The sequence below is a fragment of the Streptomyces filipinensis genome, assembly GCF_014649495.1.
Taxonomy (GTDB): Bacteria; Actinomycetota; Actinomycetes; order Streptomycetales; family Streptomycetaceae; genus Streptomyces; species Streptomyces filipinensis.
Map to the genome: position 1 here is coordinate 1 of NZ_BMTD01000051.1, position 7,002 is coordinate 7,002.

The 7,002-nt window shown below is 72.3% G+C and carries 5 protein-coding genes; 3 read left to right on the top strand and 2 right to left on the bottom strand.

The genetic code is table 11. The annotated features are described in order from the left end of the window. Positions 1-135 precede the first annotated feature (135 nt). Entirely contained in the window at positions 136-1,116 is a 981-nt protein-coding gene (locus IE244_RS41315) for a hypothetical protein (protein ID WP_191878732.1), read from the top strand. Then, complete coding sequence (locus IE244_RS41320) at positions 1,113-2,480, top strand: DnaB-like helicase N-terminal domain-containing protein (RefSeq protein ID WP_229854903.1); 1,368 nt, start codon at positions 1,113-1,115, stop codon at positions 2,478-2,480. The genes IE244_RS41315 and IE244_RS41320 overlap by 4 nt, the downstream gene beginning before the upstream one ends. Positions 2,481-4,901: 2,421 nt before the next feature. On the opposite strand, the gene IE244_RS41325 is transcribed toward IE244_RS41320, so the two are convergent. Further along, a complete protein-coding gene (locus IE244_RS41325) occupies positions 4,902-5,093 on the bottom strand; it encodes a hypothetical protein (protein WP_191878733.1) in 192 nt (63 codons plus the stop codon). A gap of 318 nt (positions 5,094-5,411) precedes the next feature. On the opposite strand from IE244_RS41325, the gene IE244_RS41330 reads away from it, so the two are divergent. Next, positions 5,412-5,642: a hypothetical protein gene (locus tag IE244_RS41330; RefSeq protein WP_191878734.1), complete on the top strand. Its 231-nt coding sequence runs from the start codon at positions 5,412-5,414 to the stop codon at positions 5,640-5,642. A gap of 41 nt (positions 5,643-5,683) precedes the next feature. On the opposite strand, the gene IE244_RS41335 is transcribed toward IE244_RS41330, so the two are convergent. After that, complete coding sequence (locus IE244_RS41335; protein ID WP_191878735.1) at positions 5,684-6,208, bottom strand: hypothetical protein; 525 nt, start codon at positions 6,206-6,208, stop codon at positions 5,684-5,686. Positions 6,209-7,002: the final 794 nt, after the last annotated feature.

Below are 7,002 nucleotides of genomic sequence, written 5' to 3' on the forward strand. Positions count from 1 at the left end.
GCCCGGGAGGACGAAGCACAACGTCACAGCTACAAGGTTGGAGGTGCGCTCACTGATGAGCGTACGTGTAACGACGCACCGGGCACCACATGGCCTGGGTCACGACGGCGGGTCCACCCGGGCGGAGGTGGCCAGGTGAGCGCGCCGGCCCGCAAGGGGTTCAGCGGCCAGATCAAGCGCGGGCCGATGGCGGCCGACGTCATCGGTCACGACTTCACCATGATCTTCAACGCGGCGGTTCGGGACCGTCGGCTGTCGCGGCGGGCGCGGGGGCTCCTGGTGGAGATCCTGAGCCACCGTGACGGGTTCGGCGTCTCGATGGCGTCGCTGCTGGCTGGGGGACCGGAGCGCGACGGTGCGCTGACGACGGCGCTGCGCGAGCTGGAGCGCTACGGCTACCTGCACCGGGAGCGCGAGCGGCGCGAGGACGGCACGCTGGGCGGGACGATCTTCACTGTCACGGACATGCCTGAGGGACTGTCGATCAGCACTCCGGCCCCCTGGAAGGCCCCCGAGCCCACCGCTGAGCAAAACCGCAGGTCAGAGCCAGACCCTGAAAATCCAGGTCTGGTGGACGATCAGCAAAACCGCAGGTCAGAGCCAGACCGGGATTTTCCTGGTCAGGCTGAGCCTGGTCAGGCTGATCCGCTGCATAAGAAGACCAATTCCTCCTGCGGAGCAGAAGACGATCTCTCTCTCGCCCGTCTCACGGGTGCGGACGAGTCCCTGGAGGACGTCGAGAGAGAGGTGGCTGTGCCGAAGGACGAGCCGCTGGTGCCCTCCGGCGACGGGGATCCAGTGGAGCCGGTCGTCGGCGCGTACGCGGCCGCGCTGGGGCGGCCGCTGGTCTCGTCGTCGGCCGTGCGGTTGCGGGCTCAGGCCCGGGAGCTGGTGGAGGCCGGGTACCCGGTGGGGTGGCTGGCGGAGCGGGCGGCGGAGATGCCGGCCCAGGGCTGGACGGATCTGGTGCTCCACGCGGAGCGGTCCCGGCATCCGCTGCCGGGGCAGCAGACGGCCCCGCCTGCCGTGCGGCCGTCCCGTCCTCCGCAGCCTGGCCTGACCGGGAAGTTGTCGCCTGCGGCGCGGGCGATCCTGGAGAGGGCATCGGGGCTGTGAGCGGGGAGCTGACGCCGGAGCGGCGTGAGGCGATCCGCGAGGCGGAGCAGGCGGTCCTGGGCGTTCTGCTGCACGAGGGCGTCAAGGACCTCGTGCCCGACCTGGTGGACCTGCTGGCGCCGGAGGACTTCTACGAGCCCCGCCACGGCCGGTTGTGGGAGGTGTTGGCCTCGCTGTGGGCGGCGGCGCAGCCGTGTGACCCGGTGACGGTGACGGCTGAGCTGACGCGCCAAGGCGACCTGGACAAGCTCGGCGGCCGGAGCTACCTCCACACGCTGTACGAGGCGGTGCCGTCGGCGGCGATGGCGCTCTCGTACGCCGAGATCGTCGCGGAGGAGGCGCGCTGGCGGGCGCTGGCCGCGGCCGGCACCCGCGCGGTTCTCGCGGCGGGTGCCCGGACCGGCACGGCGGCCGAGGCGGCCGAGGCGGCCGTCGAGGAGGCGCGTGCGGTCCGGGATCGGGGTGCCTCCGCGCTGGACGCGGCGCCGCTCGACCTGGTCGACCTGCTGGCGCAGGCCGACGACGAGCCGGACTGGGTGATCCCCGGCGTTCTCGCCCGGTGGGACCGGCTGATGGTCACCGGCCCTGAGGGCGGCGGTAAGTCCCTGCTGCTGCGCCAGGTCCTCATGCGGGCCGTCGCAGGCCTGCACCCGTGGAAGCGTGCCCGGATCGCTCCGGTGCGCGGGCTGCTGGTCGACGCCGAGAACTCGGCCGGGCAGGCACGTCCCTGGCTGCGGAAGATGGCGGCCGCGGCCGCTGCCGAGGGCGCCGAGATCGGCCGGGGCCAGCTCTTCACCGAGATCCGCCCCGGCCTGGACCTCACCCAGGCCGCCGACCGGGCCTGGCTGCTGCGCCTGGTGGAGCGTGTCCGGCCGGACGTGATCGCGATCGGCCCGCTCTACAAGCTCGCCGCGCCCCGGTCGGGGGAGGCGGCGGAGGACTCGGCGCGCGCGTTGATGAGCGCGCTGGAGGCGGTCCGCATGGCCTCGGACGGTGCGGCGCTGCTGATCGAGGCGCACTCCCCGCACGCGGGGCCGGGTGTGCGGCGCCGCGACATGCGGCCCATCGGCAGCTCGCTGTGGCTGCGGTGGCCGGAGTTCGGGTTCGGCCTGGCCCCGGCGGCCGGTGAGGGGTCGGAGGAACTGCGGCTGATGGACTGGGTGCCCTGGCGCGGGCCGCGTTCGGAGCGGGACTGGCCGGAGCAGATGTGCCAGGGCGTCACCTGGCCGTGGCAGGCGATCCAGTACGTCGGCAACGGCCCGGTCCCGGGCGGGACGCTGACGCTCACCGACGAGCAGGCGGCAGCGGCCGGGATCACGGTTCCGGAACCGCGCCACTTCTGGGATGACCAGCAACTCGCCTGAGAAGGCTGCTGAATGCCCCGCTGAGCGCCTTGCAGTCCGTTCTGACCCCTCCGGTCGCATCGGCTTCTGAAAGGCGCTCAGTGGGGCGCCTGTGGCTCCGCGTTGCCGGTGGTGGGCGCGGTGACGGCTCCTCTAGGCCCTTGCGGGACTTCCTTCCTTCCCTCCTTCCCGGACGAAAGGCCTAGTCAGGGCCTTCCCGGGGCCGGGAGCGGCCCTTCCGAGAGGGAAGGAAGGAAGGAAGTCAACCGGTCCGGACGTCCGCCAGGGGTCCGCCGGGGATCCGCCAGACGCCCGCCAGGAGGGTCCAGGCGTCCGCCGGCTGGCGGATCCCTGGCGGATCCCCGGCGGACCCCTGGCGGATGGCGGGGCGGCTGGATTGACGGGGATAGCCCGGGAGCATCCGGAGTTGGCCGCCTATGCCCAGCGGCCCGAGGGCCGGCCCGCCGCCGCCCCGTTCTAGCCGCCGTGCGCCCCGCTGAGCGCCTCGCAGCCCGTTCCGGCCCCTCCGGTTGCAGCGGTTCCTGAAAGACGCTCAGCGGGGCGTGTGTGGCTTTCTGTTGTGGGCGATGTCTGGGTGACGGTCTCTCATGGCCCCGCCAGCTCCCGCCCGCAGGCTCCTCCCGCGTCCACCCTTCACCCCTCCCAGATGGAAAGTCTGGCTACTCACCGGCTGTAATTCGGGGGCTGACCAGGGGAGATGCGGGTGGAGCCGCGGAACCGGTTCCCTCCTTGTCTCCCCCTCCAGGAGCACCCCCCATATGTCCCTGTTTGGCTCCCCCCATGGTTCCCCCCTTGTGTGCGCGGCTCCGGCCTCTGGTCCCGACTCCCGGGATTCCGGGAGTCGGGAGCGACCTGCGGAAACGCTCGCGTTGACCCGGCTTCGGACTGCTGACACCTGACATCTCAGAACGGTGGCTGACCTGGGGCGGGGGCGTTCCTGTCGGTGGGCGGCGGTGTCAGCGTGAGGTGTCAGCCCATGCCACGCGGGCCTGTCACACGGGCCGCCGGGCGGTGTCACACCGGGCGGGTGTCACATGACTGACCAGGGCCGGGTGGCCGAACCCCCGACTCTGGCCCGGGTGTCACACAGGGGTTCATCACTGCCGTGGAGCCGGTGGCGGGGCCGGCCAACGCGTGCCGCCCGCGCGAGGCTGTCGGGTTGCCCTGTCGCGTGGGCCGCGGTGTCGGCGCGGCAGGGGCCGGGTGACCTGCGGTGGGGAGTTCTGATCCCTGGGGTGGGCGGGGGCGCGACAGCCTGGCCGCGACTGGCCGCCGCCGGCCCCGTTCCGAAGCACTGATCTCTTCCCTGGCTATCGCAGGAAAGAGGTGTCGTCGCGGTTGACAGGCTTGCCCACGGGTCCTGACCAGGCACGATGCTCAAGATCGCAAAAGTGGGGGTCCCACTCACGGTCACACCTCCGGTGCAACTCCTAGTGCACCTCTACGTGCAACCCTCCAGCCCCCTTCCGGTGCAACCCCCGTCCGGCCGGGCCGGGGTGGGGACCCTGCGGCCGCCGGGACCGCGCAGGGGGTGCCGTACGGAAGAAGTCGGCCCCCGCAGAACCCCTTGACCATGGGCCCTGACCTGCGGCTACGCCGCTCGGCGGGGGAGGCTGGGGGCAAGTTGCAGACCAACTTGTAGAGCAGGTTGTAGGGCAGGCCGTAGAGCAAGTTGGAGGGCAAGTTGAAGGGCAAGCCCGGCCGCGGGGGTCGGCTTGCCCTGGGCAAGCCTCGCTGCTGCGCCCTGGGCGGGGTGGGCAAGCCCTGCTGCTCCGGCCCTGGGCAAGCCTGTGTTACCTCCGGTGAGGTAGCCGGGTAGTGGGGCCGTCTGCCCTGGTCAGAGCCGGTAACAGGGCCGGTGGTAACAGGCCCGGTAACCAGGGCGGGTAACAGCCGGCGGCCGGGCCGGGCAAGCCCCGGCGGTGCTGGGCAAGCCTGGGCAAGCCCAGGCTTGCCCAGCACCGGTGAGCAGGGTGAGTACCCCCGGCCGGAGCATGTTTCGGCAGGTCAGAGCCCGTTGGCCGGTCATGGTGAGCACCCGGTGAGTACCCCTGGTGAGCGGGGTGAGCTACCCCGGTGAGTACCCCTTGACCACCCGGTGAGCGCCCCGGCCGGGGCGCGAGGGCCGGGCCGGGGTGGTGAGTACCCGGTGAGCACCCCTCAGTGAGCAGGGTGAGCAACCCTGTTGAGCACCCCGGTGAGTACCCCGGCACCTGTGTGCCTCACACCCTGTTTTCCCAGGTGAACGGCCGCCGGTGAGGTTGTGAGCCTGTGAGGTGACCACCCGGTGAGTACCCCGGTGAGCAGGGTGAGGTACCCCGGTGAGCACCCTGGACACTCCACCCGGTTTCCACCTTGACCTCCGGGTATGTCCTCCCTGGTCAAGGGGTCAGCTGTTCACGGCCGGTGACGGGGCGTCGGTCAGCGTCCGTCTGCCTCGGCGCCGGGGCCCAGGCGGCGCCGGCCGGAGGCGGCCGCGGGCCGCGCGGGTGTGCCCGGGTCCTCGGCGGTCGGCTCGGCCAGCTCGGCGGCCAGACGGGCCCGGCCGGCGGCCGGAGGCGCCGGGGGAGTAGCGGGGCGGGGGCCGGTGCCCAGGGGGCGGCGCTCGATCATCCCGCCAGTGTGGCGAACGCGGGACGCCTACGTTCCGCCGGGCGGCCATTCAATAGCCGGAGGGGGCCAGGAAGTTCGTCCGCCTACACACGCAACCCCCGCATTCAAGATTTTTCAGACGGGGGATCGGGGGGAGTTCCTGCACGTCAGCGCTATCGAATGAGCCCCGCCCGGCCCGCAGCGTGGTGCCAGGCAAAACCTCGCGCCGCCCCTCCTGCTGTCTGGCCACCCGGCCACGACACCAGGGGTTGCGGGGCTAGGTGCTCCGCGCCGCAGTCTGCGGATCGTCCGCAGACCACCAACGGGAGGGAACCCCTCATGTCCGCCACCATCGACCAGCAGCCCCAGCACCAGCCGGCCCCGCAGCCCCCGAGCACCGATCCCGTGCTGCTCCTGGTCGTGGGGATCGTCGTCGTCCTGGTCCTGGGCGCCACCGGCTACCTGTGCGTGGTTCACCGCTCGCTGGCCGGTCCGATCGGCGCCGTGGGCGGGGTGGCCTCGGCACTGGCCGCCGCGTTCGGCGTGGCGCTCGCCCTGCGCCGCCGGTGACCCTCAGGGCCCCCGCCGAGTGATTGCCGGGCAATCACTCGTCAGCCTCGGCGGGGCCACCACCGGCGCTTGCCCTGCTCCACCGCGGCCGCCTCCGGCGCGGTGGCAGGGGGCGGCGCCTGGGCGGGGACCGTGGGCGCCGCGGTGAGCTCGGCGGCCGGCTGCGCCCCGGCCGTCAGCGCGAGCATCGCGCGCCGGAGGTCGGCCAGGTTCTCGTCCTTCGCGGCCAGCTGCGCGCCGAGGCTGCGCGCCTCGGCCTCGGCCAGCTCCCGGCGGTGCCGCTCGGCCAGCAGATCCCGTTCCAGCTCCGCCACCCGGGCCGCAGCCCCCGGCCCGGCCGGAACCTCGGCCACGCCCTGGCGCTGCTCCTCCTCGGCCGCGGTCGGCCCCGGAGCGTTCAGCCGGAACCCGGCCGCGAGCAAGTCCTCGACCGGCACGGTCCACCCGGCCTTGGGGTCCCGCCGCGCCCCGGGGAACGATCCGTTCTCCCGGTGCCGGCGCATGGTGGACAGGCTTACGCCGCACGCATCGGCGGCGGCGCGCAGGCTCAGACGGGGTCGTTCCATGCCCAGCATCCTGCCCCCGCCCGACCGCACATCAGTGCACCACCACACCCGCCCGAGGCCACCGCACCCCCGGAACGCACACCAAATCCCCCACCCCACACCGTTTATCGACGCGCGCCAAAATCCGATTGCAGAAGAATTCCAACCCGCCTAACCAATTTCAGAAAGCGACAGGCGAATTCGCCTCGAATTCTCTGACGGTGCGTCAGGTTGGTGTGTTTTGGTGGTTGGTGGGGTGTGGGCTCCAAGGGCCGGGGGTGTGTGGGCGGTTGTGAGGGGCGTTCTTGACGGGGTTGGTCCTGGGGGAGTCTGCACAGCTTGTAGGCCCGTAGACGGCCTGCCAGAGGCGTTCTGGGGCAGAGTCCCGGGGTTGGTCCGGGGGAGTGTCACCGTGGTCCCGTACCCTTCCGCGGGTGCGGGACCCGGTCTGGTGGGGTTGACAGGGCCCTTTCCCCACTGGGATCCTGACTGAGCGTTACCGAATCCAAAGCCGCACTTTGGATTCCGGCCCGGACCACCCTCCCTCGTAGCCAGCCGCCCGCGAAGCGGGCCCAGGGCCGGGGAGCGAAGCGGACCGGCCCCACAGCCCAGTAATCCCAAGGGTCCGCGAAGCGGGCCCGCCCCACCCCAAGGGGTCTGGAGCGCAGCGGAAGACCCCGAGGCCAAGCCCGCGAAGCGGGCGCCGGCCCGCCCCGCGCGAAGCGCGGGGCCTCACACTCCGTCACCAAGGGCGCGCAGCGCCCGCCTTCCCTTCCAGAGCGCGCAGCGCTCTGGGTCCCGCTCCGCGGGAGATC

Excerpts from the sequence above, each read along its gene's own strand:
- IE244_RS41325 (WP_191878733.1), bottom strand. The coding sequence starts at position 5,093 with ATGATCGAGCGCCGCCCCCTGGGCACCGGCCCCCGCCCCGCTACTCCC.
- IE244_RS41330 (WP_191878734.1), top strand. The coding sequence starts at position 5,412 with ATGTCCGCCACCATCGACCAGCAGCCCCAGCACCAGCCGGCCCCGCAG.
- IE244_RS41335 (WP_191878735.1), bottom strand. The coding sequence starts at position 6,208 with ATGGAACGACCCCGTCTGAGCCTGCGCGCCGCCGCCGATGCGTGCGGC.